Source organism: Cupriavidus sp. 22TCCZM04-2, from assembly GCF_057798895.1.
Genome location: NZ_JBYOJS010000002.1, coordinates 54,434 through 81,102, shown reverse-complemented (window position 1 = coordinate 81,102; position 26,669 = coordinate 54,434). Strand labels below are relative to the sequence as shown.

27 protein-coding genes are annotated in these 26,669 nt (G+C 67.6%); 16 read left to right on the top strand and 11 right to left on the bottom strand.

Going from position 1 to position 26,669, the window contains the following annotated elements; translation table 11 throughout:
* Positions 1-162: 162 nt before the first annotated feature.
* The 5 genes from AC3FKG_RS03715 (at position 163) to AC3FKG_RS03695 (ending at position 4,250) form a co-directional block, all read left to right on the top strand.
* A complete protein-coding gene (locus AC3FKG_RS03715; protein WP_488742456.1) occupies positions 163-1,566 on the top strand; it encodes a sigma-54-dependent transcriptional regulator in 1,404 nt (467 codons plus the stop codon).
* 94 nt (positions 1,567-1,660) lie between these two features.
* On the top strand, positions 1,661-2,479 hold the full coding sequence (locus tag AC3FKG_RS03710; protein ID WP_483713162.1) for a sensor histidine kinase: 819 nt from the start codon (positions 1,661-1,663) through the stop codon (positions 2,477-2,479).
* Between the two features lie 162 nt (positions 2,480-2,641).
* Positions 2,642-3,043, top strand: a complete 402-nt coding sequence (locus AC3FKG_RS03705; protein ID WP_488742455.1) for a hypothetical protein — start codon at positions 2,642-2,644, stop codon at positions 3,041-3,043.
* A gap of 84 nt (positions 3,044-3,127) precedes the next feature.
* A complete protein-coding gene (locus tag AC3FKG_RS03700) occupies positions 3,128-3,721 on the top strand; it encodes a hypothetical protein (protein ID WP_483713165.1) in 594 nt (197 codons plus the stop codon).
* Positions 3,722-3,785: 64 nt separating this feature from the next.
* Positions 3,786-4,250, top strand: a complete 465-nt coding sequence (locus AC3FKG_RS03695; RefSeq protein ID WP_483713167.1) for a PRC-barrel domain-containing protein — start codon at positions 3,786-3,788, stop codon at positions 4,248-4,250.
* A 99-nt stretch (positions 4,251-4,349) separates the two neighbouring features.
* Here AC3FKG_RS03695 and AC3FKG_RS03690 read toward each other — a convergent pair whose 3' ends face one another.
* Positions 4,350-4,661 (bottom strand): BON domain-containing protein, encoded by a 312-nt coding sequence (locus AC3FKG_RS03690; RefSeq protein ID WP_488742454.1) that lies wholly within the window; start codon positions 4,659-4,661, stop codon positions 4,350-4,352.
* A 263-nt stretch (positions 4,662-4,924) separates the two neighbouring features.
* Here AC3FKG_RS03690 and AC3FKG_RS03685 point away from each other — a divergent pair, with 263 nt between their 5' ends.
* From AC3FKG_RS03685 to AC3FKG_RS03675, 3 genes are read left to right on the top strand one after another with little or no spacing between them, the layout of a single operon-like run.
* Entirely contained in the window at positions 4,925-5,437 is a 513-nt protein-coding gene (locus AC3FKG_RS03685; protein ID WP_483714443.1) for a low affinity iron permease family protein, read from the top strand.
* Between the two features lies 1 nt (position 5,438).
* Positions 5,439-6,581 carry a DUF3182 family protein gene (locus AC3FKG_RS03680; RefSeq protein ID WP_488742453.1) on the top strand — a complete coding sequence of 381 codons (1,143 nt, stop codon included), beginning with the start codon at positions 5,439-5,441 and terminating at the stop codon, positions 6,579-6,581.
* Positions 6,568-7,398 carry an alpha/beta hydrolase family protein gene (locus AC3FKG_RS03675; protein WP_488742452.1) on the top strand — a complete coding sequence of 277 codons (831 nt, stop codon included), beginning with the start codon at positions 6,568-6,570 and terminating at the stop codon, positions 7,396-7,398. Before AC3FKG_RS03680 ends, AC3FKG_RS03675 begins: the two co-directional genes overlap by 14 nt.
* Before the next feature lie 73 nt (positions 7,399-7,471).
* Here AC3FKG_RS03675 and AC3FKG_RS03670 read toward each other — a convergent pair whose 3' ends face one another.
* The 4 genes from AC3FKG_RS03670 to AC3FKG_RS03655 all read right to left on the bottom strand — a co-directional run bounded on the left by AC3FKG_RS03670 (position 7,472) and on the right by AC3FKG_RS03655 (position 10,799).
* Positions 7,472-7,660, bottom strand: coding sequence for a DUF3008 family protein (locus AC3FKG_RS03670; protein WP_488742451.1), 189 nt, complete (start codon positions 7,658-7,660; stop codon positions 7,472-7,474).
* 83 nt (positions 7,661-7,743) lie between these two features.
* The gene (locus tag AC3FKG_RS03665; protein WP_483713174.1) at positions 7,744-7,902 is read right to left on the bottom strand and encodes a DUF3309 family protein; all 159 of its coding nucleotides are present in this window, start codon (positions 7,900-7,902) and stop codon (positions 7,744-7,746) included.
* Between the two features lie 195 nt (positions 7,903-8,097).
* Positions 8,098-8,751 (bottom strand): response regulator, encoded by a 654-nt coding sequence (locus AC3FKG_RS03660; RefSeq protein ID WP_483713175.1) that lies wholly within the window; start codon positions 8,749-8,751, stop codon positions 8,098-8,100.
* Positions 8,748-10,799 carry a type IV pili methyl-accepting chemotaxis transducer N-terminal domain-containing protein gene (locus tag AC3FKG_RS03655; RefSeq protein WP_488742450.1) on the bottom strand — a complete coding sequence of 684 codons (2,052 nt, stop codon included), beginning with the start codon at positions 10,797-10,799 and terminating at the stop codon, positions 8,748-8,750. The genes AC3FKG_RS03660 and AC3FKG_RS03655 overlap by 4 nt, the downstream gene beginning before the upstream one ends.
* Before the next feature lie 345 nt (positions 10,800-11,144).
* Between AC3FKG_RS03655 and AC3FKG_RS03650 the strand changes: the two genes are divergently transcribed.
* From AC3FKG_RS03650 to AC3FKG_RS03640, 3 genes are read left to right on the top strand one after another with little or no spacing between them, the layout of a single operon-like run.
* Positions 11,145-11,564, top strand: a complete 420-nt coding sequence (locus tag AC3FKG_RS03650) for a hemerythrin domain-containing protein (RefSeq protein WP_488742449.1) — start codon at positions 11,145-11,147, stop codon at positions 11,562-11,564.
* 23 nt (positions 11,565-11,587) lie between these two features.
* A complete protein-coding gene (locus tag AC3FKG_RS03645; protein WP_488742448.1) occupies positions 11,588-12,910 on the top strand; it encodes a hypothetical protein in 1,323 nt (440 codons plus the stop codon).
* Positions 12,903-13,673: a Crp/Fnr family transcriptional regulator gene (locus AC3FKG_RS03640; protein ID WP_488742447.1), complete on the top strand. Its 771-nt coding sequence runs from the start codon at positions 12,903-12,905 to the stop codon at positions 13,671-13,673. Before AC3FKG_RS03645 ends, AC3FKG_RS03640 begins: the two co-directional genes overlap by 8 nt.
* On the opposite strand, the gene AC3FKG_RS03635 is transcribed toward AC3FKG_RS03640, so the two are convergent.
* Complete coding sequence (locus tag AC3FKG_RS03635; protein ID WP_483713183.1) at positions 13,604-14,785, bottom strand: NAD(P)H-dependent flavin oxidoreductase; 1,182 nt, start codon at positions 14,783-14,785, stop codon at positions 13,604-13,606. The two genes, AC3FKG_RS03640 and AC3FKG_RS03635, sit on opposite strands and share 70 nt — an antisense overlap.
* Before the next feature lie 255 nt (positions 14,786-15,040).
* Here AC3FKG_RS03635 and ubiU point away from each other — a divergent pair, with 255 nt between their 5' ends.
* Genes ubiU through ubiT form a run of 3 tightly spaced genes read left to right on the top strand, consistent with a single transcriptional unit; the run spans position 15,041 to position 17,474 of the window.
* The gene (ubiU, locus tag AC3FKG_RS03630) at positions 15,041-16,069 is read left to right on the top strand and encodes a ubiquinone anaerobic biosynthesis protein UbiU (RefSeq protein ID WP_483713184.1); all 1,029 of its coding nucleotides are present in this window, start codon (positions 15,041-15,043) and stop codon (positions 16,067-16,069) included.
* Positions 16,070-16,098: 29 nt separating this feature from the next.
* Positions 16,099-17,013 (top strand): U32 family peptidase, encoded by a 915-nt coding sequence (locus AC3FKG_RS03625; RefSeq protein ID WP_488742446.1) that lies wholly within the window; start codon positions 16,099-16,101, stop codon positions 17,011-17,013.
* The gene (gene ubiT / locus AC3FKG_RS03620; RefSeq protein WP_488742445.1) at positions 17,010-17,474 is read left to right on the top strand and encodes a ubiquinone anaerobic biosynthesis accessory factor UbiT; all 465 of its coding nucleotides are present in this window, start codon (positions 17,010-17,012) and stop codon (positions 17,472-17,474) included. The genes AC3FKG_RS03625 and ubiT overlap by 4 nt, the downstream gene beginning before the upstream one ends.
* 38 nt (positions 17,475-17,512) lie before the next feature.
* On the opposite strand, the gene norR is transcribed toward ubiT, so the two are convergent.
* Positions 17,513-19,078, bottom strand: coding sequence for a nitric oxide reductase transcriptional regulator NorR (gene norR, locus AC3FKG_RS03615; protein ID WP_483713190.1), 1,566 nt, complete (start codon positions 19,076-19,078; stop codon positions 17,513-17,515).
* A gap of 143 nt (positions 19,079-19,221) precedes the next feature.
* Between norR and ytfE the strand changes: the two genes are divergently transcribed.
* Positions 19,222-19,899 carry an iron-sulfur cluster repair protein YtfE gene (gene ytfE / locus AC3FKG_RS03610; RefSeq protein WP_488742444.1) on the top strand — a complete coding sequence of 226 codons (678 nt, stop codon included), beginning with the start codon at positions 19,222-19,224 and terminating at the stop codon, positions 19,897-19,899.
* A gap of 38 nt (positions 19,900-19,937) precedes the next feature.
* On the top strand, positions 19,938-22,223 hold the full coding sequence (locus AC3FKG_RS03605; RefSeq protein WP_488742443.1) for a nitric-oxide reductase large subunit: 2,286 nt from the start codon (positions 19,938-19,940) through the stop codon (positions 22,221-22,223).
* Positions 22,224-22,307: 84 nt separating this feature from the next.
* Here AC3FKG_RS03605 and AC3FKG_RS03600 read toward each other — a convergent pair whose 3' ends face one another.
* The 4 genes from AC3FKG_RS03600 to AC3FKG_RS03585 all read right to left on the bottom strand — a co-directional run bounded on the left by AC3FKG_RS03600 (position 22,308) and on the right by AC3FKG_RS03585 (position 26,621).
* Positions 22,308-23,150, bottom strand: coding sequence for a TauD/TfdA dioxygenase family protein (locus AC3FKG_RS03600; RefSeq protein ID WP_483713195.1), 843 nt, complete (start codon positions 23,148-23,150; stop codon positions 22,308-22,310).
* Positions 23,151-23,161: 11 nt separating this feature from the next.
* A complete protein-coding gene (locus tag AC3FKG_RS03595; RefSeq protein WP_483713197.1) occupies positions 23,162-24,136 on the bottom strand; it encodes a quinone oxidoreductase family protein in 975 nt (324 codons plus the stop codon).
* A gap of 161 nt (positions 24,137-24,297) precedes the next feature.
* Positions 24,298-25,299, bottom strand: a complete 1,002-nt coding sequence (locus AC3FKG_RS03590) for an AraC family transcriptional regulator (protein ID WP_483713199.1) — start codon at positions 25,297-25,299, stop codon at positions 24,298-24,300.
* Between the two features lie 263 nt (positions 25,300-25,562).
* Positions 25,563-26,621, bottom strand: a complete 1,059-nt coding sequence (locus AC3FKG_RS03585) for a beta-keto acid cleavage family enzyme (protein WP_483713200.1) — start codon at positions 26,619-26,621, stop codon at positions 25,563-25,565.
* Between the last annotated feature and the right edge of the window lie 48 nt (positions 26,622-26,669).

Here is a 26,669-nt window from a genome sequence, read left to right as displayed (position 1 = left end):
CGGGATGGGTAGACTTCGGATACGCACCTTGCGTTGTCCCCGCATGTCCGCGCTCCGACACGATGCGTTGTGTTGCGTCGCAGCAGGCGGGAATGCCGTTTTTGCCTGTCGGCGCCCGCCGCCGATCCCGGGCAAACTTCCGGCCTTCGGGCCGCGCGATCCATGCCTCACATCCTGATTGTCGACGACGACGAAAACGCCTGCGCCGCGCTGGCCGAGATCGTGGCACTGGAAGGGTTCACTGCCGCCATCGCGGGCACGCTGCGTGAAGCCAGGCTGCAGACCGGCTGGCGCATGCCCGACGTGATCCTGACCGACCTGCGCCTGCCCGATGGCAGCGGCATGGAACTGTTTGCCGAAGTGGGCTCGTCCGGGGTGGAGGTCATCCTCACCACGGGCTATGCCAGCGTCGACAGCGCGGTGGAAGCCTTGCGCTCGGGCGCGACCGATTACCTGGTCAAGCCGATCAACGTGGCGCGTCTGCAAACCGTGCTGAAGCGGCTCGCCAATACCGGCGCATTGCGCGCCGAGATCCATTCGCTGCGCGGGGAACTGCGGCGCTACGGCCGCTTCGGGCGGCTCCTGGGCAGTTCCGATGTCATGCAGGCCGTCTATGACCAGCTTGCGCGCGTGGCCCCGACCGAGGCCACTGTCCTGCTGATCGGCGAAAGCGGAACCGGCAAGGAACTGGCGATGCAGACGGTCCATGAACTGTCGGCGCGGCGGCGCCAGCCTTTCCTGGCCGTCAACTGCGGCGCGATCTCGCCGACGCTGATCGAGACCGAGATGTTCGGCCACGAGCGCGGCAGCTTCACGGGCGCCGATCGCCAGCACAAGGGCTACTTCGAGCGTGCCGATGGCGGCACGCTGTTCCTCGACGAGATCACCGAGATGCCGGCCGAGCTGCAGGTCAAGCTGCTGCGCGTGCTCGAAACCGGCACCTTCATGCGCGTGGGTACCAACCGCGAGCAGCATGCCGATGTGCGCGTGCTGGCGGCGACCAACCGGAATCCTGAAGACGCCGTGGCGGAAGGCAAGCTGCGCGCGGACCTCTTCCACCGGCTCAATGTGTTTCCGGTCGAGCTGCCGCCACTGCGCGCGCGCGGCGACGACGTGATCCAGATCGCCAACACGATGCTGGAGCAGCTCAACGCCGAACAGGGCACGGCGCGGCGCTTCGCGCCTGGCGTGCTCGACAGCCTGCGCCTGCATGCCTGGCCGGGCAACGTGCGCGAGCTGCGCAATTTCGTGCAGCGCGCCTACATCATGGCCGACGACGATCTCATCACCGAGGTGCAGGTGCCGCTGCAAGTGGCGGCCGCGCAGGCGCCAGCGGCGGCGATGGTGTCGGTGCCGGTGGGGATGTCGCTGGCCGACGCCGATCGGCAACTGATTTTCGCGACCCTGGAACAGTGCGCGGGCGTGAAGAAGCACGCAGCGGAAATCCTTGGCATCAGCCTGAAGACGCTGTACAACCGGCTGGAAGACTATGCCGCGCGCGGCGAGTTGCCGGAATGGCTGCGGGCGTCGCGCAGCAGTCAGGTCGGGGTCTCCGCAGCCGGATGATCCTCACGGGCGTGCCAAGGCAGTTCGGCTGGCCCAGTCTGAGGTTGCATGCTTCTTGCATGGCAACTGCCTGGAAAACCGGGTCAACACGAACATGACGCAGCAATCGCCGGCCAGTGAGCCGGAACATCGCGACAGTGAAGGCGTGCCATCGCCCCAGGTGGAACAGGACGTGCGGACCGTCACCGAGGTGGGGGCCCTGATCGACCAGACCGCGCACGACCTGCGTTCCTCGCTCAACGCCATCCAGAGCTGGGCCTATGTCCTCGAACGGGCCATCGACCAGGCCGCGGCGCCCGCCCGGCGCGCGCTCGACGGCGTACGCGCCGGCATCCAGCAGCAGATCGCGCTGGTCGAGGAAATGGAAGAGGCCGTGCGGCTGCTTGCCGACGAAAGCCCGCCGCAATGGCGCCAGACCGACGTGCTCGCCGCCACCATGCAGGCCGTGACGGACCGCCGCCCGGCCGCGACGGCACGCGGCGTCGAACTGAAACCGGTGCAGGCCGACGGCGACGCCTCGGCGTGGATGATCGACGCGGATCCGGTGCGGCTCGGGCCCGTGTTGCGTCATCTGCTGGTGCATTGCATCTGGCGCGCCCAGGCGGGCGGTTCCGTGGCGGTCCACCTGTACGCGGAACCCGACCACGTCAAGCTGCGCATCACGGAAAGCCCGCCTTTGGACCAGACGCGCAGCGCCACGCGCTTGTCGGTGCTGTCCGATTTCTTCGGGCGCCGACCGCCGCAGGCGGGTCAGTCCTCCCGGCAGTCCAGCGCCTTGCTGCTGACGCGCCGCATGGTCGAACTGCACGGTGCCATGCTCAGTACCGAGAGCGAGACCTGCGATCCCGACAAGGTGTCGGTCTGCATCGCGGTGAAGTTTCCGCGCCATCCGCAGCGCGCCTCGGGACTGTAGCTTTTACATCGCATCGGCACAAAGTGCCGGTCTCAAGCCGTCGCACGTCAGTGCGCTGGCGCCAGAGGGTAACCAGTTGCGGCGCCATGCGCACAAATGCGCCCCCACCGTGGCTGGCCCGGCGATTGCATGGGAAGGGATGTTCCTTACGGAGGCCCAGCCATGCAAAAAGCCCACGCTCCCGCCAAGGCCAGCCCGGCCCGCAAGCCCGCCGCCGCCAAGAAGACGGCCGGCGCCCGAAAGGTTGCTGCCAAAAAGGGCACGGCCGCCAAGCCCGATGCCAGGTCCTCCGCGTCAGCGGACGACAAGCGCAAGACGTCCGCTGCGGACAAGCGCAAGGCCACTGAAGACAAACGCAAGACCTATCAGGGTGCGGTTGACGATTCCCTGGAAATGACGTTCCCCGCGAGCGATCCCATTTCGCCGAGCGCGGCGATGCACGCCGAAAGGAAGACCCAGACCCATCGCGACGATGTCGACTGGAAGCTCAAGCGCGGCAGTGAACACCAGCCTGCCGGCGCCAAGCCCGCCGGACATCGCAAAGGCGCCACGGGCCGCGGGTAACGGTCACGGCCAGCCATTGCCCAGACCCGTGACCGCCCCATTGCAAGCGCACGATGCCAGCGCATGACACAGAGGAGAGCCACCATGTCTGATGCCATCATCGCCGGTCGTTTCGACAGCTTCGCCAAGGCGGAAACCACCGCCAGCCGCCTGCGCGCCCAAGGCGTCGCGGAGGACGACGTGAGCGTCTTCTACGTGAACCCGCCAGGCCAGCACGCCACCTACCCCATCGGCGGCGATACCGCGGCCGATCCGGGCGCGCGGCGCTCAGGCATGGGCGCCATGACGGGCGTACTGTTGGGCGCTACCGCGGGTGCCGCGCTGGGCGCGGCGGTCATTACCTTGATGGGCTTGTCGCCGCCGGTTTCTCTGTTCGTCCTGGTGTTCGCCACGGGGCTGTGCGCCTATGTCGGATCGCTGGTGGGCGCGCTGTCGCTCACGCGTGAAGGGCGCGCCGAAGGCCGCTGGGGCCGTGCTCCGGTGCGCAATGCCGGGGTGTTGCTGGCCGCGCATGTCGAACCGGCCAACGCGGGCCTGGTCTGCGACCTGTTGCGCAAGGGCGGCGCCCGCGACATCGAGCGTGCGCAGGGCCGCTGGCGCGAGGGCCGCTGGGCCGATTTCGATCCGCTGGCACCGCCGGTGCCGGCCGGGCGCGAAGGCGAGCCGCGCCGCGCGTGAGGGGCCATCGAAATAACGGGCGACTTCCCTCGTCCATCCGCTTGCATCAATTCAGGAGGTGTCCATGAGACCAGACCAACCCCCGACTCGTGAACAGGAATCGCAGCCGCGCGGTGCGGCGATCGTCGGCAGCATCGATCGCGATTCACCGGGCCCGGGCCCGTTCGTGATGGCGGCCGATACGCTGGAAGGCAACAAGGTGGTCGACCCTGCCGGCGATGATCTCGGCACCATCGACCACATCATGATCGACGTGCCAGGCGGACGCGTCGCCTACGCCGTGCTGGCCGTCGGCGGCTTCCTGGGCATCGGCGAAAAGTTGTTTGCGTTGCCGTGGTCGGCGCTCACGCTGGACACGCGCCGCAAATGCTTCGTGCTGGGCGTGGAGAAGGACCGCCTGAAGGCCGCGCCAGGCTTTGACAAGGACCACTGGCCTGGCATGGCGGATTCGCAGTGGGCCACCAGCATTCACGAGTACTACGGCATTTCGCCGTACTGGGAGTCGGACCGCTACGACCCGTGGCGCTGATTTTCGCAGGGACCGGATTCAGGGTGGGAGAGAGGGGCGAGGGCCGGCGGCAGTTTGCGCCGGCCCTTGCTTCTTGCGTGCCGCCACGACCACGTTGCGTCAGACCTTGTGGTTGATCTGGCCGTAAGGCGGGGCCACTGGCTCGGCGTTCATGTCGCTCGCAACCGGCTGGCCGGGCGGGGACGGCGGATCGTCATGCCGCGTGCGCAGCGCGTTTTGCACGCCGAGCACGCCGGGACTGATGGCCGCGGCCTTTTCGATTTCCTGCGCTACGGCAGGACTGTCGACACAGCCGGTCAGCACGACGCGGCTGTCCTCGACTTCGATGACAAGCCCTTCGGGCAGGTTGCCTGCGAACGCCTCGGCAATGCGGGCGCGGACCTGGTCGGCGAGTTCGCTGGATTGCGGCATGGAGATCTCCGGCTGGTGCGTGGGGGACTCCACCGCGGCGCAAGAAATGTTCCCGCGGACAGCGGGCTGTATCGCAAAGTGCCGTGCGCGTTGTAGGACGGCGCCCGCTGAACATTGGCGGCGCGCTCCATACAATGGAAGCAGCGTGTCGGCGGCGACTGTGCGCCGCGAACAGGAGAACAGCGATGAGCAGAAAGGGCCCGGACTTGAGCGATGCACGGGGCGCGGCATCGGCCATCGGCGCGCGGCCGCGGTCATGGCTGATGCATCGGTTCGACCGCTTCGCCGGGGCGGCCACGCGCCGCGCGGGCTCGCCGGCGGCGTTTGTCCTGGCCGTAGCCGTGGTGATCGCATGGGCGATTACAGGTCCCATGTTCGACTACTCGGAAACCTGGCAACTGGTGATCAACACCGGCACCACCATCGTGACCTTTCTCATGGTGTTCCTGATTCAGCAAAGCCAGAACAAGGACGCCGTGGCCGTACACCTCAAGCTCAACGAATTGCTGGCTTCGCATCGCGAGGCCAGCAATATGCTGGTCTCGATCGAAGACCTCGACGAAGAAGAACTGCACCAGCTTGCTGCGTTCTATCGCCATCTCGCGGAGCTGGCCGACAAGGAGGGCGGTCTCAAGGCCAGCCATTCGCTGGATGAGGCCTGCCTGAACCAGGCCGCCAAGCACGAGGCCCGCACCAGCAGGCGCCTGGGTCTGAAGGCTGCCGATGCAGGCCCGGCCGGGTCGCAGGAACCCGCCGTACTTCGACAGGAGGCGTGACATGCCGCCGGACGTCGACAAGGCAAGGCAGGTGATGGTGTATGGCTGCGCCGAGTATGGGCAGCAGGACAGCCACCAGGCCATGACGCTGGAGCGCATCGGCAGGAAGGTCGCCCAGCTCGCGGGCTACGGCTTCCGCGGCGCCTACGAGCGTCGCGGCAGCGCACCGGCGGAGGCCTTGTACCTGGTGCCGCTGGACACGCTGGTCGGGGTCGCGCACGCGCGTGCGCTCGGCGTTCATGGGGTCGACGACCTGTTTGGCGGCGTGGTGCCGTTTGCCTTCGTTGCCACCAAGGCGATCACGCACGGACTGGTCGCGCCCGATGCGGCGGCCCCGCAAGGCTGGGATCCGGACTTCGTGCGGCGCGCCCGTGCGGCGGTGCTGCCGGGCTATACCGCGTTTTCGCTGGAAGATGCCCGCAGTGCGGGCGCGCGCTTGCTGGCAGCAGGCGTCGTGCGCCTGAAGGACCCGTGCGGCATCGGCGGACTCGGCCAGCAGACCGTCGACAGCGAAGCAGCCCTCGACGCGGCGCTGGCCGCCATGGCGGCGGCGGATATCGAAGCCAATGGTCTCGTGCTCGAACGCGATCTGGCATCGCCGCGCACCTACAGCGTCGGGCAGGTGCTGCTGGATGGCCTGCTGGCCAGCTATTGCGGTACCCAGGATCTCACCGAAAACAACAGCGGGAAACAGGTCTATGGCGGCTCGACACTGACGGTCGTGCGCGGCGGCTTCGACGCGCTGCTGGCGCAGCCGCTCGCGCCATGCAAGCTGGCGGCGGTGCGGGCGGCAACGGTCTATCACGACGCCGCGCTCGACTGCTATCCGGAGATGGTGCTGTCGCGCTGCAACTACGACGTGGCGTTCGGCGCGCCATCGGGCGACGCCAGCGGCCAGCCGCTGGGCGGCGTGCTCGAACAGTCCTGGCGCGTCGGCGGTGCGACCGGTGCCGAACTGGCCGCGCTGCAGGCGCTGCAAGCCGACCCGCAGCGCCACCGCGTGGTGGCCGCGACGCGTGAAGTCTACGGTGCGGGCGCGCCGGTCCCGGCCGGCGCCGAAGTGTATTTCCAGGGCGAGGACCGCGACGTCGGCCCGCTGACCAAGTACGCATGGCTGGAGCGGGAAAACGATGGCAACCCATGAAGATACGATCGCGATCCAGACCGAAGGCGGCAGCATTGCCGGCACGTTGATCGCACCGGCCACCAAGCTTTCCGGCGTGCTGTTCGTGCATGGCTGGGGTGGCAGCCAGGAGCAGTACCTTGCCCGCGCGCGCAAGATAGCGGGCCTCGGCTGCGTGTGCCTGACTTTCGACCTGACCGGCCACGCCGGCACGCGCACGCAGTACGAGACGGTCAGCCGCATGCGCAACCTGGCCGACCTGGTGGCGGCCTACGATGTGCTCGCGCGGCATCCGGAAGTCGACCGCAAGGCCATTGCCGTGGTCGGCAGCAGCTATGGCGGCTACCTGGCGGCGGTGCTGACGACGTTGCGTCCGGTGCGCTGGATTGCGCTGCGCGCACCGGCGCTCTACATGGACGAAGGTTGGGAGCTGCCCAAGCGCCAGCTCCACCGCGACCAGGACCTGGCCACCTACCGGCGCTCGGTGGTGGCGCCCGATTCGAATCGCGCGCTACGTGCCTGCGCCGGCTTCGAGGGCGATGTGCTCATCATCGAATCGGAGAACGACCAGATCGTTCCCCATGCCGTGGTTACGAGCTACGTGGACGCCTGCACGCATGTCAGCTCCCTGACCTACCGCGTGATCAAGGGCGCCGATCACGGCCTGACTGACGAGGAGCACCAGCGTTCCTATTCCAGCCTGCTGGTGAACTGGCTGCGCGAGATGGTCACCGGCGCGCGCGCCGGACCGGTTGCGGCGCAACGGCCCGCGGCGGCGAATGCGCCCACCGCGAACAGCGAGCGGCAGCCGCTGGAGGGTTCCGGCACGTCCCCGTGACCCCCAGACGGCCGGAACGCCCGTCCCGCATGGCGGGACGGGCGTTCCACGAGGTATCCCGATGCGCTGGTGCTCAGCGATCGGATACGTGCTTGGGTTTGCCCTTGGTCTTGGTCGACGCCATCTCCTTGAGTTCCTGCTTGCTCATGGATTTGGCCATCGACCTGGACGCGCCCTTGAGCGAACTGGCTTTCTTCTCGCCGCGCTTGGCGGAGAGCGCCGCACCTGCGGCCTGTTGCTGCGCCTTCGATTTTGCTGGCATGACTGTCTCCTTCTTGAACTGAAGCGCTGCCCCACGGTCACCGGACGGTGCCCGCAGGGCAGTGCGTTCCTGGTGCCGCGCCTCTATATGCGGCCCAGAACCACCAACAGCACGACGATCAGGAGGATCAGTCCCAGTCCGCCGCTTGGCCAGTAGCCCCATCCGGTGCTGTAGGGCCAGGCCGGCAAGGCGCCGATCAGCAACAGGACGAGGAGGATCAGAAGAATGGTGCCGATTCCCATAGCGTGCTCCAGGTTTTGGGCCGATAGGCCACGCTTGTCATCTGGGCTTGTCGCTGTCCGGGCCCCATTGCTGCAGCGGGTCCGTGGACAGGCTTCGCCACGTAATTTCAGCGTAGCCGAGCGGCCAGCCCGGTCCTTCCGGAACGCGACTGAAAACGGTGTAGGAATCGGACGACGCCCGCGCGCAGGTGGCGCCTAGCCTGCCTCGGTCAGGCCATGTTCCACCGCATAGACCGCAACCTGCACGCGGCTGGCGAGGTTGAGCTTCTTGAGGATGTTCTGCACGTGGATCTTCACTGTGCTTTCGGCGACGCCCAGGTCGCGGGCGATTTCCTTGTTGCTTTCGCCACGCGCCAGCCCCTGCACGATCTCGCGCTCGCGTGCGGTCAGTCGCGCGGTGTCGTCCAGGCGCGCGGGGGCCGGTGCCGGGGCGCGGAACTGCTGCACGAGCTTGGCGGTCATGGCGTCGGAGATCACCGGCTCGCCGGCGGCGGCACGGCGAATGGCACTGGTCAGGGCCTCGGTCTCGATGTTCTTCAGCAGGTAGCCGCGCGCTCCACTGCGCAGTGCGGTGGCCAGCTCCTCGGCCTCTTCGGAAACGGTGAGCACGATGACCGCGGAGTCGGGCAGGTCCTCGACCAGCAACTGCAGCGCTTCGAGCCCCGACAGGCCTGGCATGTTCAGGTCCAGCAGGATGACGTCCGGACGGTGCTGCTTGGCGCGCTTGATGCCTTCCACGCCGTCGGGCGCTTCATCGACGATCTCGAAGTCGGACTGCCGCTGCAGCAGTGCACGGATGCCCGAGCGAAACAGCGTGTGGTCGTCGATCAACAGGATGCGGATGGTCATGACAGGGACTCCTGGGTTGGGCGCGGCAACGCTTGCCCCGCGGTGGAATGGGATTCGGCGCGCGCGGCCCCGCCCCCGCGCGGCAGCACCAGCTCGATGCGCGTGCCATGCGACGGGCGGGCCTCGATGGCCAGCAACGCGCCGAGGCGGGCGGCGCGCTCGCGCATGATGTTCAGGCCGACGTGCACCTCGTTGCCATGCCCGAGGTCGGCCGGATCAAAGCCCTCGCCATCGTCTTCGACCACGAGCCGGAAATCGTGCCCGTGGCTCAGCGAGACAGTGACGTGCGCGGCCATGGCATGCTTGCGCACGTTGGACAGCGCTTCCTGCAGGATGAACAGCACCTGCAGCTGCTGCTCGGGCTGCAACGGCAGGTTGTTGCCACGGTCATCGATGACCAGCTCGGCTTCGGTGCGGCACTGGCGGCGGAAGCGCTCGACGGTCTCCTCGACGGCGGGCCGCAGCTCGCCGGGCTTCAGGCGCGAGCGGAAGTTGTTCAGCAGTTCGCGCACGTCCTGGTAGCTCTCTTCGACGCCGTGGCGCAGCATCGGCACCAGTTCCCGGGTTTCCGCCAGGTCGTCGCGGTCCACCGCGTCGCTGAGAAGCTGCACCTGCAGGTTCAGGAAATTCAGGCCCTGCGCAATGCTGTCGTGCAGGCCCTGTGCGACCAGGTTGCGCTCTTCGACCACCGCCAGCTGGCGCGCGCTGGCCGACAGGCGCAGGTGTTCCAGGGCAATGCCGAGGTGCTGCGCCAGCGTTTCGAGCAACTGGCGGTCCGACGCGGGCAGCTCGCGCGGGGCGCGGAAGTGCAGCGCGAACGTGCCGATGGCGCCGCGCTGGCTTTCGATGCGGAAGGCCGCCATGGCCGAGAAACCTTCGCGCGTGCAGGGCGAAGGCTGCGCCAGCAGCGGCCGGCGCGCCGTCTTGCGCAAGTCGGCAATGGCGACCACGCCTTCGTGCGTGGCGTCGCCGCAGTGGCAGGCGTCCACGGCCATGCAGTGGTCCGCTTGCGCCAGCGCCGCGGGCAGCCCCGACGACGCGAGCAGATGCAGTTTGCCGTGCTGGGCATCCATGACGCGCACGGAGCCGCCATCGGCATCGAACAGCCGCATCACGCGCTGCAGGAAGCCGCGCGACATGGCTTCGGCATCGCGCGCCCGGTTGAAGAAGGCCGCCATGTCGTAGAGCGTTTCGAGGTCGCGGTTCTGGCGCTCCAGTTCGGCGGTCTTGCTGGCCACGCGTGAAGCCAGGTCCTGGTACAGGTCCTGCAGCTCGTCCGCCATGCGGTTGAAGCCCGCGTTCAGGGTGCCGAACTCATCGCGCGTCTCCACCGGCAGGCGCAGCGTGAATTCGCGCGCGGCCATGCGGCGCAGGCCGTCCTGCAGGCGCAGCACCGGCAGGATGATCCACAGGTAGAGCAGGTAGATGACCGCCACCGTGCCCACGCACGCAATGGCTGCCAGCCCGGCTTGCGACAGCCGCAGCAGGTCGGTCTTGCGCGCGCTGTCGTGCTCGATCAATACGACCAGCCGGTCGGCCTCGGCGACGAAATCCGGCAGCGCGCGCACGTAGGCGGGACCGTTGCCCGCCTGCGCCAGCGGCCGCAGGCGCTGTTGCCAATCATGCAGGACGCGGTCGAGCTGTGCATGGATGGCGGGTTCGTCGGGCAGGAACAGGGGCCGTACCGGATTGCCCTTGCGCAACTGGGCCAGCGTGTCGTCCAGTGCCTGGATCTGGTCATTGCGCGCGCTGGGGTGGCCGGTGGCGGCGAGCCCCAGTTCGATCGCCACGCGGTTGGCGCGCATGCGCAGGCTGCCCGCGTCATTGATGGCCGCGCCCGCGCCCTCGAGCTTCCACGACAGCCACAGCGTACCGGCGATCATGGTGAGCACCACCAGCAGCGACGCCAGCGACAGCAGGATGATGCGCGTGGACAGGCGGTGACGGGGCGGCGTCAGGCCAGCGGCATCGGGAAGCGGGCTGCCGTCCGCGAACGGCGCAGTGTCGGTGTCCGCACGGGGGACGGCTTGGGTGTCAGGATCAGGCATGGGGGAACAAGGTCTGGGGACTGGGGGCGGTCAACCTTACGGGCGATTGTCCGCGCCGACGCGTTGGCTCAGCATGCGCCAGATCAAGAAAACGTCATTCCGTGATACAGTTTTGTGCGGTGTTCTGCGCTTGTTGCGCAGACGCCGGGCCTCGCTTCGGTCTGCGGTTCTGCGCTTTTAAATATCACGGCGTGATATAAAAACGACGGCTTTATCTGCCGGCGCCACATAGACCATGCGGGTGTCCGGGTCTTGTCCGCGAATCTCGCGCCGACTTATTCGCGATCAAGTCCGGCCCGCGAGACGGGTCCTAGCATCCATCCGGAATGAACCCGGAGAACCACCATGTCCAGCGGCATTGAAACCCTGGTGCGCCAGCACCGCGATTGCGACCAAGCGCTTGAGGATCTTGAAGCCTGCCTGCGTAATACCGACTGGGAAGCGGCCGCTGGTGCGTTCGCGCGCCTCGACGCCGCGCTGCAGGGCAATTTCTCGGCCGAGGAGGACCGGCTGTTTCCCGCGTTCGAGCAGGTGGCTGGCTCCGCCTGCGGCCCCACGGCCATGATGCGGCACGAACACGACGAAGTCCGCGGCTTGCTCGACAACGCACGCGAATGGCTGGAGCTGCGCGACGCCAACGCACTGGCCGCTGAAGTCGACACGCTGGTCGTGCTGCTGCAGCAACACAACCTCAAGGAAGAAAACGTGCTGTTCCCGATGTGTCGCGTGCCCGGCCTTGACGCCTTGCTGGCGAACGCCGGCTGATCGCAAGCGAAAGGATATCCGCCTTGAAAGTCGCCAGCCTCGACTATGAACGCGCGCCGCGTCCCGGCGTGGTGTTCGGCTGCCTGATGCCGGCGCCCTGGCTCGGCGCCGCCGCGGGCCTGCTGCTCGCGCTCGGCCCGGCGGCCGGTCTGCCGGACAGGTTCGCACCGCTGGCGCTTGCCGCCGTGCACGTGCTGGCGCTTGGCATGCTGCTGCCCGTCATGCTTGGCGCCCTGTTCCAGATGATGCCCGTGGTGGCGGGCGTGGCGGTGCCGGGCTCGGGTGCGCTCGCGCCGCTGGTGGCACTGGCCGCCGGCACCACAGCCGGCGCACTGGCCGCGGGCTTTCTCGGGGGCGGCAGCGCACCCTTTCGCCTTGCCGCCGTGGCGGGCGGCCTCTTGTTGCCGCTTGCGGGGAGCTTGCTGCTGCTGGCCGGGCGACGCGTCGCCGCGGTGGATGCCACCACGCGCACGCTCGCCGGCATCGGCTCACCGCTGGTGTTGACCGGCCTGCTCGGCGCGGCCCTGGCAGGCATGTTCGGCGGGTTGTGGACAGTGCCGCCGTCGCAATGGCTGGCACTGCACATGGCCTGGGGCCTGGGCGGCTGGCTTGCCGCGCTGGTGACGGGCATCGCCACAACGGTGCTGCCGATGTTCTGGCAGGCGCCACGCCTGCCGCGCTGGCTGGAGCGCTGCCTGCCGTTCGGGCACTGGTTGCCGCTGCTGGGATTCAGCGCTGTAGTGATATCCCGGCCCGATGGTGCGCTTGCGCGCTGGGCCCTGTTGCCCTGGCTGCTGTTTGCGGCGCTGGTGGCCGGCTTCGCGCTGGCGGCCACGCTGGGGGCGCGGCGCCGCCACGATCCCGTCTGGCTGCTTTGGCCGGTCGCGGCCACCAGCCTGCTGGCCGCCGCGCTGTTGGCGGCGGTGCTGCCCGTGGTGCCCGAGCCCTGGCAGGCGACGCTGTCGTGGTGGGTCGGCACGCTGGCGCTGGTCGGCGGTGGCGTGTTGCCGGTGACCGCCATGCTCGGCAAGATCGTTCCGTTCCTGGTTTGGCTGCACCTGCGCCGGCTGTTGCCGCCGCGCGCGCGCGTGCCGGCCATGCAGGCCATCATCACGCCCGCCACGCAACGGCGCCAGGCGTGGTTGTTGCTGGCGGCTTTCGCGCTGCTGCTGGCGCTGCCGCTCGCGCCCGCGTGGCTGGCGCGCGCCGGCGGCCTGGCGTTCGCGCTGGCCAATGCCTGGCTCGGGTTGCAGTTGCTTAAGGCAATGCGATGCATGCGCGCCATGCGCGCGCGGGGCGGGTTGCCGCCGCGCAAGCCACTTGCGCAAGGAGTTCACCATGGCTGAGATCGTGATGCTCGACCGGTTGCCGCTGTTCCGTGGCGTCGATGGCCGCGTGCTCGACGCAATCGTTGCCGCGGCCACGCAGCGGCGCCTGCAGAAAGGCGAATTCCTGTTCCGCCGCGGCGAGCCCTGCCGCGGGCTGTTTGTCGTGATGGACGGGCTGGTGAAGCTCTCGCTGCCCGCCGCCGCCGGCAGCGCAAAAGGCGCGGAACGCGCGATCGAGGCCTTTGGCCCTGGTGCCGTGTTTGGGGAAGACGTGGTGTTCGTGGATGCCCCGCAGCCAGCCGACTGTCAGTCGATGGCGCGTACCACGGTGCTTTGCATCGACAGTGCCGCACTACGGCAGGCGATGGCCCGGGATCCGCTGCTGTCCGCGCGCCTGCTGCGCAACCTGTCGGGCCGGCTGCATGCGCTGATGCGCGATATCGAGGCCACCAGCCTGCACAACGCCTTGCAGCGCGTGGCCGGATTCCTGCGGGATGAAGCGCGCGCGGGGCGCCGCACGTGGCTGGCGTGTACGCAGCGCGTGATGGCCTCAAAGCTGGCCATCACGCCCGAAACCCTGTCACGCGTGGTCAGCCGCTTCTGTGCGGAAAACCTGGTGCGGCTCGAGCGCGGCAAGATCTTCCTGCTCGATGCCGAAGGGCTGGGACGCCTGGCGGACGACGGGTCACGCGCGCACGTCCCGGACGTCGCTCATGCCGCGACGGTGGCTTGCGTCGCCGGTTCGGCGATGGCAGTGGGCTTCTCGCCGGTCAGCAGGTAGTGGAGCAGGTCCGCCACCGGGCGGATCGCTTCGCCGAACGGCAGCGTGCCCTTGCCGCGGAAGAACAGCCCGCGCTCCACGTCGCCGCGCACGGCCTGTGCCAGCTTCAGGTCGATGCAGAACTGGCCGATGCGCGATACGCCATCGCGCAAGCCACAGGCCTGCAGGCAGTCAAAGCCTTCCAGGCAGTCGCGGGCCTTGGCGCGGCGCTGCAGGCGGCTTTCGCCCGACAGGTAGCGCGACAGCCACGGCGTGAGCACCGCGCGCGCCGGCAGGCCCGCCACGCTGGTGAACTCGCGCAGGTCTTCGGGGCCGGCGGTGGCCAGGACCTGCTTGAAGGCCGGGTGGGCGTCGCCTTCCTCGGTCACGGCAAAGGCGGTGCCCAACTGCACTGCGGCGGCGCCTTCGCCGAGCCAGTGGCGCACCTTCGCATGGCTGTTGATGCCGCCCGCCAGGATCAGCGGGACACTGTCCCACGCGAGCCCGAGCGTATGGAACAACTCGCGGCATTCCGCCAGCACACGCGCGAACGAAAACCGGTCTTCGCCGAGATCCTGGATGGTCGACGCGCCAAGATGGCCGCCGGCATGGGCCGGGTGTTCGACCACGATGGCATCGGGCAGCCGTCCCTTCTTCATCCACTTGCGCAGCACCAGGCCGATGCCGCGCGCTTCCGACAGGATCGGGATCAACGCCATCTTCGGGTAGTTGGCGGTCATCTCCGGCAGGTCCAGCGGCAGGCCCGCGCCCATGACGATGGCATCGGCGCCGCTTTCGCAGGCCTGGCGCACCAGTTGCGCGTGCGAGCCCACCGCTTTCATCACGTTGACGGCAACCAGGCCACGCCCGCCCGACAGTTCGCGTGCGGCCTGGATCTCGCGGTCCAGCGCGACGAGGTTCGCAGCCTCGATGCGCGCCTTGTCGCGCGTGCCGCGGGTTTGCGCGAGCAGGTCGGGGTGGTGGTGGCGCAAGTCGATGCTGGCAATGGTGCCCACGCCGTTGTGCGCGGCCACGGTACCCGCCAGGCGGTGCGCGGAAATGCCGATGCCCATGCCGCCCTGGACGATCGGCAGCAGCCGGCGCCCAGCCAGCTTCAGCCAGTGTTCTGTCATGTTGGTCTCGCTTGTTTGGAACTGCGTGCGGACCGCGATATGGGACCGCGCACGAACGGCCAAGGGTGGCACAGCGACCGGCGCGCGCGTTTGCCCAAGGTCAATCGACGGCCGCCCCTGCACCAATGGCGTAGGCCGACCGGTCTATGCCGCAAGGCGTTGCGGTGCGGTTTGCGCGTGGTCAAGTCCACACGCGAAGTGCGTCGCTAGCATCTGCGCTGGCCGAATTCCCGCGCCGCAAGCGGCGCTTCCGACATGACAACCTCATCTTCCGTGCGGGCGCGCGTTCCGCAGCTGGTCGCGCCGGCGGGCTCGCTGACCGCGTTGCGCGCGGCGCTGGAGCACGGCGCCGATGCCGTCTACCTGGGCCTGCGCGACGCCACCAACGCCCGCAATTTCGGCGGGCTCAATTTCACCGAGGCGGATATCCGCACCGGCGTGGCCGAGGCGCATGCGCGTCGCCGCGAGGTCCTGTTCGCCATCAACACGTTCCCGCAGATGGGCGAAGTGGCCAGGTGGCACCGCGCCGTCGACGCGGCCGCGGACCTGGGCGCCGACGCGGTCATCATGGCCGACGCGGGGCTGATGGCTTATGCGAGCCAGCGCCATCCGCAACTGCGGCTGCACCTGTCGGTGCAGGGCTCCGCCACCCACGCCGACGCCATCGAACTGATGCGCGAGCGCTTCAACATCAAGCGCGTGGTGCTGCCACGCGTGCTGTCGCTCGCACAGATCGGCAAGCTGGCGCGGCAGACCAGCGTCGAGCTGGAGGTGTTCGGCTTCGGCAGCCTGTGCGTGATGGCCGAGGGCCGCTGCCTGCTGTCCTCGTATGCCACCGGGGATTCTCCCAACAACAAGGGCGTTTGCTCGCCCGCGCACGCGGTGCGCTGGACCGAACAGGACGGCACCATGCACGCGCGCCTGTCCGGCATCCTGATCGACAGCTACGCGCCCGGCGAGCCGGCCGGATATCCCACGCTGTGCAAAGGGCGATTCGAGGTCGAGGGCGAGCGCGGCTACGTGCTGGAAGAGCCCACCAGCCTCAACGCGCTGTCACTGCTGCCGGCGCTGCTCGACATCGGCATCGCCGCGATCAAGATCGAAGGCCGCCAGCGCAGCCCGCGCTACGTGGCCGATGTCGTCGGCGTGCTGCGCGCCGCCATCGACGCCGCCTGTGCCGAGCCGAAGCGCTTCGCGCCGCGCCAGGAATGGCAGGGCACGCTGGGCCGCCATGCCGAAGGCGACCAGGTGACGCAGGGCGCCTACGACCGGCCGTGGCGATGAGCGCGGCAAATCCAACCACGGAGTCATTGATGCGGGATTCATCCACACCCGGCGCGGCCCGGTTCGGCATTGCGCTGGGACCGCTGCTGTACTACTGGCCGCGCGCGACGGTGATGCAGTTCTATGCCGACGTCGCCGATTCGGCCGTCGATCGGGTCTACCTGGGCGAGACCGTCTGCACGCGCCGCCACGAGCTGCGCCATGCGCACTGGCTGGAAATCGCGCAGATGCTGCGCGAAGCCGGCAAGGAGGTGGTGCTGTCCACGCCGGTGCTGATCGAGTCCGACACCGATATCGCCTGCATGCGCCGCGTCTGCGAACAGGACGACTACCTGGTCGAGGCCAACGACGTCGGCGCGGTGCGCTGCATGGGCGGGCGCCCGTTTATCGGCGGCCCGCACCTGAACGTCTATCACGCCGATACGCTCGCCTGGCTTGCCAGCCTTGGCGCCCGCGGCTGCGTAGTGCCGGTCGAGATGAACGGCGCCACGCTGGCCGCGCTGTCGGCGGGGCGTTGCGCGGGCGTGGCGCTCGAAGTGCTGGCCTGGGGCCGCATGCCGCTGGCCTTCTCGGCGCGCTGCTTCACCGCGCGCCATCACCGGCTGCGCAAGGACGCCTGCGAGTTCCGCTGTCTCGACTATCCGGACGGCCTGGTTGCCGCGACGGGCGAGGGCCAGGACTTCTTCACGCTCAATGGCATCCAGACCCAGTCGGCGACGTGCCTGGACCTTTGTGACCAGGCGCAGGCCATGGCCCATATGGGTGTCGACATGCTGCGCGTGAGCCCGCATTCGAGCGGGACGCTGGAAGCGGTGGCCGCGCTGGCGGCGATTCGCGCCGGAGAACGTGCGCCCGCGCCGAGCGGCGTCATGCCGGCCGGCGCGCAACCGTGCAACGGCTATTGGCATGGACGCCCTGGCATCATGTGGGAGGACCGGCCGTGAGCGTACTGCAAAGCCTGCTTGCCCGCGTGCATCGCCGCATGCCGGCCAGGGCGCGCGCCTTGCCGCTGGTCTCGGCGCTGGAACTCGCGCGCCGCGCCGGATGGCTGGAGCCGCCCGCCGCGCTGAACGGGCACACCTTCCTGCTGACGGTCGAGGATCTCGGCCTGGATGTGCCTTTCCACTGCGAACAGGGACGCTTCCGCTCGGCTGGCCGCGGCGCCGAGGAGCCCGAACTGACGTTGCGCGCCCGCGTGCCCGACTACCTGCGCCTGCTGGCGGGACAGTGCGATACCGATACGCTGTTTTTCCAGCGCAAGCTGGTGATCAGCGGCGATACCGCGCTCGGGCTCGAAGTGAAGTACTGGCTGGACGCGGCACCGCGGCCGCCCTGGCTGGAACCGCTGGTGTCGCGGCTCGCCGCGGGGCTGGGCGTGGCGGCGCCGGAGGCGGGACATCGCTGAGCGCGCAGGCGGCTTGCGCACCGTCATGGCCGAGCCGCCTATTTGCACCCCAGCCGCTTCGCCAGCTTGTGCAGATTGCTGGCGTCGATGCCGAGCTGGCGCGCGGCCTGGGCCCAGTTGCCCTGCTGCGCGTGCAGCGCCTGTTCGATGCAGTCGCGCTGGGTCTGCTCGACGGCGTCGCGCAGCGTGGCGCCGGCGGCCAGCGCCACGTGGGGGCGTACGGCTTCCGTGCCATGAGCAACCGGCGTGGACGCATCCGGCGGGGGCGCCAGGCTGTCCAGGTCGAGCAGGTCGGGCTCCAGCGTCACGATGTCATTGCGGTTGGCCCCGCGGCTCACGGAGCGCAGCGCCGCGCGGCTGACCACATGCTCCAGTTCCCGCACATTGCCGGGCCAGCGGTAGCGGCGCAGCGCATCCTGCGCGGCCGGCGACAGCCGCAGGCTGCGCATGCCGAGCCGCGCGCGGTTCAGTTCCAGGAAGCGCCCGGCCAGCAGCAGCACGTCGTTGCCGCGCTCGCGCAGCGGCGGAATCGGGATCGGATAGACCGACAGCCGGTGGTACAGGTCCGCGCGGAACGAGCCGTCGCGCACATGGTCGCGCAGGTTGCGGTTGGTGGCGGCGATCACGCGCACATCGACGCGGCGCGGCTTGTCGGAGCCCAGGCGCTGGATCTCGCCGTTCTGCAGCGTGCGCAGCAGCTTGGCCTGGATGGCCAGCGGCAGCTCGCCGACTTCATCCAGGAACAACGTGCCGCCATCGGCCGCTTCGAAGCGGCCGGGCCGTTCGCCCGTGGCGCCCGAGAACGCGCCCTTGACATGGCCGAACAGTTCGCTTTCCGCGAGCGATTCCGGTAGCGCGGCGCAATTCACATGGACCAGCGGACGTTCGCTTCGGCGCGACAGGCGGTGCAGCCGGTGCGCGAACAGCTCCTTGCCGACGCCGGTTTCGCCGAGCAGCAGCACCGGCAACTCTGAATCCGCCACCACGTCCAGCTCGTGCAGCAGCCCCGTGATGGCCTCGCTCTGCCCGACGATCTCGCTGTCGTCGGCCGGTAGCTCGTTGTCGGGCGTCTTGCCGCGCGACAGTTGCAGCGCGCGGATATCGGCCTCCAGCCGCGTGGTGCGGATGGCGGTCTCGACCAGCAGCGTCAGCCCGTCCAGCTCGGCCTGCGCGGCATCGTCGAAGGTGCCGACCTGCAGCGCGTCGAGCGTGAGCACGCCCCATGCGCGGCTATCGAGTTCCAGCCGGATGCCCATGCAGTCATGCACCGGCAGGGGCTCGCCCACGTGCTCGTCGATGAGGCCGTCATAAGGGTCGGGCAGCACGCTGTCGTGATGGAAACACGTGACGCCGCGCCGCGCCAGGATGGCGCCGAGGCGCGGATGCAGACCGACCGCAAAGCGGCGTCCGAGCGCGTCGCGCACCAGCCCGTCCACGGCCACCGGTCGCAGGTGTTCTTCTTCGAGCCGCAGCAAGGCCACGGCGCCGCAGCCGAAATACGCGCGCAGTGCGCTGACCAGCCGCTGCAGGCGCACGGCATGCGGAAGTTCCGCCAGTACATCGGCCAGCAGCTCGGTATAAATATCCCGCCGATTCAGGGTCATAAACACCTTAAACGGTAAAAAAAACCGCGATTCAAAACGGGTTAATTATACCGTTACTTTGGTAAGTCAATGATTTATATGGAGTAAAAAGCTGGCACGGTACTAGCGTAGTGATGTGCGATCCATTCGAGAAGGAGCACATCATGCGCTTGCAAGACCAGCCTCTGGGCCAGCTGGCCCGCCGTATTCCGGGTGCCACGGGCATCTTCCACGACTATGACCTCGACTTCTGCTGCGGGGGCAAGCAGACGCTGCGCGATGCCGCGGCCGCCAAGGGACTGGATGCCGAAGCCATCGAAACCCGCCTGGAGACCCTGCAGCGCGACAGCGAACCGGTGCAGACCGACTGGGGCACCGTTCCGCCGGCCTCCCTGATCGCCCACATCCTCACGCGATTCCATGAGCGCCATCGCGAGCAGCTGCCGGAACTGATCCGCCTGGCCCGCCGGGTGGAGCACGTGCACGGCGACCGGCCGGATTGTCCGCTGGGCCTGGCCGACCACCTGGTAGTCATGCGCGACGAACTGGAAGGGCATATGCAGAAGGAAGAGCTGGTGCTGTTCCCGATCCTGGCGCGAGGGATGCAGGCCGCCGCAGCCGCACCGATCTCGGTGATGCGCATGGAGCATGGCGACCACGGCGAAGCGCTGCAGCGCCTGGCCGCGCTGACCAACGACATCACGCTGCCGCGCGCGGCCTGCAATACCTGGCGCGCGCTGTACCTGGGCCTGCGCACCTTGCGTGAAGACCTGATGGAACACATCCACCTGGAAAACAACATCCTGTTCGAGCCGGCTGCCACGCAAGCCGCCAACGACTGAGCCAACGCCAACATATCCCCAATAAAGCGAGCCTTATCATGGGTCCCTATCGCAGACTCTGGTTCCTGCTGATCGCCGTGCTGGTGGTCACGTTCTCCCTGCTCGGCTACTACGGTGTCGAGGTCTATCGGCAAGCGCCGCCCATGCCGGCCAAGGTGGTGGTCAGTGATGGCCGCACGCTGTTCACCGGCGAGGACATCCTCGACGGTCAGACCGCGTGGCAATCGGTCGGCGGCATGCAGCTTGGTTCCATCTGGGGCCACGGTGCCTACCAGGCGCCGGACTGGACCGCCGACTGGCTGCACCGCGAGCTGACCGCCTGGCTGGACCTGGCCGCGCAGCAGCAGTACAGCCGGCCGTACGCGAAGCTCGACGGCCCGGCGCAAGCCGCGCTGCGCGAACAGTTGCGTGCCGAATACCGCGGCAACAGCGCCGATCCGCAGACGACCGTGCTGACCGTGTCGCCGCGCCGCGCGCAGGCCATTGCACAGACCGCGGACTACTACGACCGCCTGTTCTCCGACTCGCCAGACCTGCACACGAGCCGCGAGCACTTCGCGATGAAGGAGAACACCCTGCCGAGCGCCGAGCGCCGCGCGGAACTCACGCATTTCTTCTTCTGGACGGCTTGGGCCGCCTCGACCGCGCGTCCGGGACACGAAGCCACCTACACCAACAACTGGCCGCATGAGCCGCTGATCGGCAACCAGCCGACCAGCGAAAACGTGGTCTGGTCGGTCGTCAGCGTGGTGGTGCTGCTGGCGGGCGTGGGGCTGCTGGTGTGGGCCTGGGCGTTCCTGCGCGGCAAGGAAGAGAACCTGCCGCATGCGCCGACGCGCGATCCGCTGCTGGCCGTGGCGCTCACGCCGTCGCAGCGCGCGCTGGGCAAGTACCTGTTCCTCGTGGTCGCGCTGTTCGTGTTCCAGGTGTTCCTGGGCGGCTTTACCGCGCACTACACCGTGGAAGGACAGAAGTTCTACGGCATCGATGTCTCGCAGTGGTTCCCGTATTCGCTGGTGCGCACCTGGCACATCCAGAGCGCGCTGTTCTGGATCGCCACGGGCTTCCTGGCCGCTGGCCTGTTCCTCGCGCCACTGATCAATGGCGGCAAGGACCCGAAGTTCCAGCGCCTGGGCGTGGACGTGCTGTTCTGGGCGCTGGTGATCGTGGTGGTTGGCTCGTTCACGGGCAACTACCTGGCCATCGCGCAGATCCTGCCGGCTAACCTGAATTTCTGGCTGGGCCACCAGGGCTATGAGTATGTGGACCTGGGCCGCCTGTGGCAGATCGGCAAGTTCGCTGGCATCGTGATCTGGCTCGTGCTGATGATGCGTGGCATCTGGCCGGCGCTGCGTTCGCGCGGCGGCGACAAGAACCTGCTCGCACTGCTGACCTCGTCGGTCGTCGCGATCGGCCTGTTCTATGGCGCGGGCCTGGCCTACGGCGAGCGCACCAGCCTGACGGTGATGGAGTACTGGCGCTGGTGGGTGGTCCACCTGTGGGTGGAGGGCTTCTTCGAAGTGTTCGCCACCACGGCGCTCGCCTTTGTGTTCTGCACGCTTGGCCTAGTGTCGCGCCCGATGGCGACGGCAGCGAGCCTGGCCTCGGCATCGCTGTTCATGCTTGGTGGTATTCCGGGCACGTTCCACCACCTGTACTTTGCGGGCACCACCACGCCGGTGATGGCGGTCGGTGCGGCGTTCAGCGCGCTGGAAGTGGTGCCGCTGATCGTGCTGGGTCATGAAGCGTGGGACAACTGGCGCCTGAAGGACCGCGCGCCATGGATGGCCGACCTGAAGTGGCCGCTGATGTGCTTCGTCGCGGTGGCGTTCTGGAACATGCTTGGCGCGGGTGTCTTCGGTTTCATGATCAACCCGCCGATCTCGCTGTACTACATCCAGGGCCAGAACACCACGCCGGTGCATGCGCATGCCGCGCTGTTCGGGGTCTATGGCTTCCTTGCGCTCGGCTTCACGCTGCTGGTGCTGCGCTACGTGCGTCCGGCCTACCGCCTGAGCCCGGCGCTGATGAAGACCGCGTTTTGGGGTTTGAATGTCGGCCTCGTGCTGATGATCAGCACCAGCCTGCTGCCGATCGGCATCATCCAGTTCCTGGCCAGCGTTGAATACGGAACCTGGTATTCGCGCAGCGAGGCGTTCATGCAGCAACCGATCCTGCAGACGCTGCGCTGGGTGCGGACGTTCGGTGACGTGGTGTTTATCGTCGGTGCCGTGTCGTTCGCGCTGCAAGTGGTGCTGGGTCTGGCCAATCGGACGGTCTCCGCGGATCCGCAACCGGTGGGGATGGAGCCCGCACGGCGCTGAGTTGCTGATTGGTTGATGTAGTTGCCGGGCCCGCTGAAGTGCGGGCCCGCTTTGTTCTGTCGGCGAGTCATACCCCCAAAAAAATCAGAACGGCTTATCCCCCATGATCGTAGCGCGCTCCATGCGTCGCGGCGCGGGCCAGTAATCACTGACCGCATAGTGCTGCGTGGCGGCGTTGTCCCAGATCGCCACGCTGTTGGGCCGCCAGCGGAAGCGCACCTGGTACTCCGGAATCGCGGCCTGGCTGAGCAGGTAGTTCAGCAGCAGGCTGGCACCCGGCGTCTTGTCCTGCCCGAAGCGCACGTTCTCCGGCGTATGGTAGTTGATGAAGTGGGTCGAGAAAGGCGTGACATACAGGATCTTCTCCCCCGTCTCCGGATGCGTCCTGACCACCGGATGATCGACGAGCGGATGCTTGCGCACCAGTTCCTCTCGTTCCTCCGTCGACATGATCGCGCCAAACGAATGCTCGATGCCGTGCTTCGCGCGCAGCGGCGAAATTTTCTGCTTGATCTCTTCAGGCAGGTTCTTGTAAGCCTCCACCATGTTCACCCAGATGGTGTCGCCACCGACCTCCGGACACGAAAGGCAGCGCAGCACCGCCCCCTTGGGCGGGCTCGGGCGCCACGAGGCATCGCTGTGGTAGGTGTTCTCGAAGTGGTCGCGCTTTTCGCTCTTGTAGATCTCGATCAGGCCAGGATAGCCGGGCACCGTGTTGTTGACAGGATGGTCTTCCAGATCGCCGAAACGCCGGGCAAACGCGACATGGTCTTCGCGCGTGATGTCCTGGTCGCGGAAGAACAGCACCCGGTGCCTGAGCAGCAACGCCTTGATTTCCGCGGACAGCGTATCGTCGCGCGCGACATCGGCCAGGCTCACGCCAGTCAGTTCGGCGCCGATCGAGCAGGTAAGTTGATTGATTTTCATGGTGCCCTTCGTCAGTCAGCGGTGAGGACGATCTTGCCCAGGTGCTGGCTGTCCGCGATATACGCGTAGGCATCGCCGATCGCATCCAGGGGGAAGGTCTTGTCGATCGGCAGGCGCAGCTTGCCGCCGCGGAACGACGGCAACAGGTCGCGCGCGCATGCCTGGATGCACGCGATGCGCTCCTGCTCCGTGCGCGTGCGGAACGTGACGCCGATGATCTTCAGGCGATTCAGCCATAGCAGGTTGATATCGACCTGTGCAGTGGCGCCGCCGCCCAGCCGGGCGATATTGACGAGGCGGCCCTTCACCGCGAGGCTCTTGATATGGTCCTCGAAGACCGTCCCGCCGACGGTGTCGATGATGACGTCCACGCCACGCTTGTCGGTGGCCGCCATGATCGCCTCCACCTGCGAATCGCGCGACGCATTGACGCCGACGTCCACGCCGAATTTCCCGAGGCGTTCGAGCTTCTGCGCCGACCGCGATGACGCGATCACCGGCCGGGCACCGAGGGCCGACGCAATCATGATCGCCGCCATGCCCACGCCGCCCGACGCACCGTTGATGAACACCGATTCGCCGGACTTCAGTTCACCGTTGCTCACCAGAGCGTCGTGGGCGGTAATGAACACGTTGGGGAAGGCCGCCGCATCGACCCAAGAGACATCATCGGGCACCGGCATCAGTGCCAGCGGCGCCGCAATCACGAACTGCGCGTGACAGCCACGGCCGTGGCCCATGACGCGGTCGCCCTCGCGCCAGTCCCTGACCTTCTCGCCGACGCTGACGACTTCGCCGGCGAATTCGACGCCGGCGGTCATCGGGTTGCCGGCCCGATGTTCCCGCATGTACTTGAGTTCGCCGTAGTTCAGGCCCGACGCACGAACCCGGACCAGGACCTCTTCGGGGCCCGGCCGCGGAACGGGAATATCCCGTACCTCGATGCGACCGCCGTCGACGCCGGCAATGACTTGTGCCGCTTTCATGCTGCCTCCTTTCCTATCACTGGATGGCAGCGATTCTCGGCATTTCCAGGGGGCGGTGCTTGTCGGGCGGCGCCACAACTTGACGGATTGCGCCAGTAGCCGGCACCGGGGCCGGGATCGCGAGGCCTATCGACACGCCGGCGCTCAGGGCGCAGCTGGTCTCAACGGTTCATTTCAGCGCGCCAGCGCGTGGGGGGCGTGCCGAACTGCGCGCTGAACCAGCGCGAGAACGTACTGACCTCGGCGAATCCGACCAGCAAGGCCACCTGGGACACGGGGTAGCGGATATCCCCGAGATAACGGGTGGCCAGCCCGCGTCGGACCTCATTCACCAGCGATGAAAACTCCAGGCCCTCCTGTTCGAGCCGGCGCTGCAGCGTTCGCGCGCTCATGCCGAGCTGCTGGCCGACCTGATCGATGCTGCCCTGTCCGCGGGGCAGAAGCATGTGGACCGCGCGCCGGACATTGGAAGCCGTGGAAACCTGGCGGCCGTGAGGATGCTGGTCAAGGAACTCGCGGGCGTAGCGCGCGAGGTTGACGTCGCCCAGCGGATTGGGCCGGTCCAGGTCGCGCCGGTCCATGACGATGCCGTCAAAGTCGCAGCCAAACTCGACGCGTGTCCCGAACAGCCGGTGATGGACGTGGAGGCTTGCCGGCGCGGCATGCGAGAAATGCACGCTGCGCGGCTTCCAGCTGCCGCCAAGCATGGACTTCATCAGGCTGAGCAGTGCGCCCACGGAAAGCTCGACAGGCTGCCGTCCGGGAATCGACCTCTCCGTGATCAGTTGCTGCCGGACAATGGCGGTGTCGCCCGCTTCCTCGACATGCACGAATACGGACTCGCTCAGCAGGTGGCGATAGGTATCAAGCTGGCCCAGCGCATGGCGCAGCGTCGGCTGGTGCTGCAATACCAGGCTGATCGGGCCGAAGTCCGACAGCCGCCAGGATTCGGCCATCAACAGGCCCACCGCGGCGCAGCTGGACGATTGTTCGGTGGAATCCAGCACCTTTGCGAGCCAGGGCTCCGGCACATGGAGGTCGGGGGAAACGATGCACGAGCGATCGGCACCCACGTGGTGGATCATGCGCTCCGGATCGACGCCAATGGTCCGGGCGATCTCGGAATACTTGACCAGAAGGGCGCTGCGAATCAGGGTACTCATAGGGATTGGGGGCGAATCCGTGGACTTCCGGTGCCGCGCTCTGGCGCCATGTCACCGGCCCTGAAGGTATGCACCCACCCGTGCCGTGTCAAGACTCCTACATAGGATCTCTCGTAAACACCTAGCGGGGAGAAGCCGCCGAGTCTTTGCCGCCGCACACGCCTGGTGGAAACGTGTGCTCCCCCGGCTACGAATGAACCCTGCGCTGGCACACCAGCGCAAGGACCCCTGTGTGACCGGACCGTGGCGTCAGCGCGGTCCCGTCACTGCGTCTTGCGCAGGAAGCCCTGCGTGCCGCCGTTGCGGTTGGGCGCGAAGCCGTTCGCCTGCAGCGACTCCTCCACGGTGTCGTAGAACACGCCGATCTTGCTGATCTCGCGCGCTTCCTTCGCCGTCGCGATCTCGCGGCCGAACTCGTGCGAGATGCGCACCAGCTGCTCGATCTGCTTTACCGTGCTCTGCTTCGCCGTGCGCTTCTGGTTCCAGATGCCGTCCTCGATGCCGCAACGCACATGCAGCCCCATGGCGATGCCCATCATGTTGACCGGCAGCACATTGCGCACATTGCTCTCCACCGTCACCACCGCGCCGTCGGGCACGCCGCGCATGAAGTTGCCCAGGCTGTAGATGTTCGGCGTGTCCATGCCGCCGCCGATGGCCACCCAGTTCATCACCAGCGGGCCCTTGTAGAAGCCGCGGCGCATCAGGCGTTCCACCGACTCGAAGCTGTTGGTGTTGTAGCACTGGAAGGCGCTCTGGATGCCCTTGGCCGTCAGGCGGCGCACGTGTTCCTCGACCCAGCCCGGTTGCGCGGGCACCGTCATTTCCTTGTAGGCCGCGAAGATGGCCGGGTTCTCGCGCGAGGTGCCGCGGAAATCGGCGTCTTCCGCGTGGTCGGTCACGTTCATCTGCGACGTGTTGACCGTCACCGTGACCTGGTCGGGCGTAGGTTCAAGATCGGCCAGCATGTGGCGCGTGTCGTCCGACAGCCATTTGGCGGCCTGGCCCTCGTCCTCGGGCGCGAACGAGATCGAACCGCCCACCTGGATGATCATCTCGGGCACCGCTTTGCGCACGCCGGCGATCAGTTCATTGAACATCGACAGCCGCTTGCTGCCCTTGCCGTCCAGCTCGCGCACATGCAGGTGCAGCACCGTGGCGCCGGCGTTGTAGCAATCCACGGCCTTCTGGATCTGCTCCGCCATGGTCACGGGGATGTCTTCGGGGAAGTCCGAGGGCAGCCAGCCCGGCGCGTACGGGGCGGCGGTGATGATCAGCGGTTGCTGGTTTTCAGGGAACAGGTGGCCGTCGAGAAAGTTCATGGTGTGTCTCCAGGGGATGCTGTATTCGGTTCAGGAGACAGCCGTGTC

Bases quoted from the DNA above. Each gene is read 5' to 3' on its own strand.
- AC3FKG_RS03605 (WP_488742443.1), top strand. From the start codon at position 19,938: ATGGGTCCCTATCGCAGACTCTGGTTCCTGCTGATCGCCGTGCTGGTG.
- AC3FKG_RS03585 (WP_483713200.1), bottom strand. From the start codon at position 26,621: ATGAACTTTCTCGACGGCCACCTGTTCCCTGAAAACCAGCAACCGCTG.
- AC3FKG_RS03650 (WP_488742449.1), top strand. From the start codon at position 11,145: ATGTCCAGCGGCATTGAAACCCTGGTGCGCCAGCACCGCGATTGCGAC.
- AC3FKG_RS03710 (WP_483713162.1), top strand. From the start codon at position 1,661: ATGACGCAGCAATCGCCGGCCAGTGAGCCGGAACATCGCGACAGTGAA.
- AC3FKG_RS03675 (WP_488742452.1), top strand. From the start codon at position 6,568: ATGGCAACCCATGAAGATACGATCGCGATCCAGACCGAAGGCGGCAGC.
- AC3FKG_RS03705 (WP_488742455.1), top strand. From the start codon at position 2,642: ATGCAAAAAGCCCACGCTCCCGCCAAGGCCAGCCCGGCCCGCAAGCCC.
- AC3FKG_RS03700 (WP_483713165.1), top strand. From the start codon at position 3,128: ATGTCTGATGCCATCATCGCCGGTCGTTTCGACAGCTTCGCCAAGGCG.
- AC3FKG_RS03660 (WP_483713175.1), bottom strand. From the start codon at position 8,751: ATGACCATCCGCATCCTGTTGATCGACGACCACACGCTGTTTCGCTCG.
- AC3FKG_RS03590 (WP_483713199.1), bottom strand. From the start codon at position 25,299: ATGAGTACCCTGATTCGCAGCGCCCTTCTGGTCAAGTATTCCGAGATC.
- AC3FKG_RS03655 (WP_488742450.1), bottom strand. From the start codon at position 10,799: ATGCCTGATCCTGACACCCAAGCCGTCCCCCGTGCGGACACCGACACT.
- AC3FKG_RS03690 (WP_488742454.1), bottom strand. From the start codon at position 4,661: ATGCCGCAATCCAGCGAACTCGCCGACCAGGTCCGCGCCCGCATTGCC.
- AC3FKG_RS03695 (WP_483713167.1), top strand. From the start codon at position 3,786: ATGAGACCAGACCAACCCCCGACTCGTGAACAGGAATCGCAGCCGCGC.
- norR (WP_483713190.1), bottom strand. From the start codon at position 19,078: ATGACCCTGAATCGGCGGGATATTTATACCGAGCTGCTGGCCGATGTA.
- AC3FKG_RS03600 (WP_483713195.1), bottom strand. From the start codon at position 23,150: ATGAAAATCAATCAACTTACCTGCTCGATCGGCGCCGAACTGACTGGC.
- AC3FKG_RS03715 (WP_488742456.1), top strand. From the start codon at position 163: ATGCCTCACATCCTGATTGTCGACGACGACGAAAACGCCTGCGCCGCG.
- ytfE (WP_488742444.1), top strand. From the start codon at position 19,222: ATGCGCTTGCAAGACCAGCCTCTGGGCCAGCTGGCCCGCCGTATTCCG.
- AC3FKG_RS03635 (WP_483713183.1), bottom strand. From the start codon at position 14,785: ATGACAGAACACTGGCTGAAGCTGGCTGGGCGCCGGCTGCTGCCGATC.
- ubiU (WP_483713184.1), top strand. From the start codon at position 15,041: ATGACAACCTCATCTTCCGTGCGGGCGCGCGTTCCGCAGCTGGTCGCG.
- AC3FKG_RS03685 (WP_483714443.1), top strand. From the start codon at position 4,925: ATGCATCGGTTCGACCGCTTCGCCGGGGCGGCCACGCGCCGCGCGGGC.
- AC3FKG_RS03670 (WP_488742451.1), bottom strand. From the start codon at position 7,660: ATGCCAGCAAAATCGAAGGCGCAGCAACAGGCCGCAGGTGCGGCGCTC.
- AC3FKG_RS03625 (WP_488742446.1), top strand. From the start codon at position 16,099: ATGCGGGATTCATCCACACCCGGCGCGGCCCGGTTCGGCATTGCGCTG.
- AC3FKG_RS03640 (WP_488742447.1), top strand. From the start codon at position 12,903: ATGGCTGAGATCGTGATGCTCGACCGGTTGCCGCTGTTCCGTGGCGTC.
- AC3FKG_RS03595 (WP_483713197.1), bottom strand. From the start codon at position 24,136: ATGAAAGCGGCACAAGTCATTGCCGGCGTCGACGGCGGTCGCATCGAG.
- AC3FKG_RS03680 (WP_488742453.1), top strand. From the start codon at position 5,439: ATGCCGCCGGACGTCGACAAGGCAAGGCAGGTGATGGTGTATGGCTGC.
- AC3FKG_RS03665 (WP_483713174.1), bottom strand. From the start codon at position 7,902: ATGGGAATCGGCACCATTCTTCTGATCCTCCTCGTCCTGTTGCTGATC.